Below are 381 nucleotides of genomic sequence, written 5' to 3'. Positions count from 1 at the left end.
CCTTAGATCCATAATAGGTAACAACACGCGGATATTAATGGATCTAAATGGTAATTACTATCATTACCATTGTCATTTATTGATTTGTATTGAATCTTCTTCTTAGGCTATTAGCATTCCTAGTCTTTAGTTATCAATATGTTATATAATTTGTCGTTAGTTCTTGATAAGTTCATCCAAATACAACGAATGTGATAAATGTCACATTAAGAGAGGCCATGTGCAGAGTCCAATTACGTTAGAAGCACTCCATATTCTAGATGCTATTGATCGAAGAGGGAGTTTTGCTGCTGCTGCGAATGAGTTAGACAGAGCCCCGTCATCGCTGAGCTATCAAATCCAGAAACTCGAGCAAGACTTAGACATTATTATCTTCGATCG

Annotated in this window: 1 protein-coding gene; it reads left to right on the top strand. The window is 36.5% G+C overall.

Annotated features, from left to right (window positions below; all coding sequences use genetic code 11):
- Nucleotides 1-220: 220 nt before the first annotated feature.
- The coding region (locus IQR33_RS23925; protein WP_193844122.1) for a helix-turn-helix domain-containing protein at nt 221-381 on the top strand (161 nt) is incomplete at its 3' end.

It is taken from the genome of Vibrio sp. OPT46 (genome assembly GCF_015163535.1).
In the GTDB taxonomy this organism is placed as follows: domain Bacteria; phylum Pseudomonadota; class Gammaproteobacteria; order Enterobacterales; family Vibrionaceae; genus Vibrio; species Vibrio alginolyticus.
The sequence above is the reverse complement of the archived record's forward strand: the minus strand, read 5'-3'. Positions and strand labels throughout refer to the sequence as shown.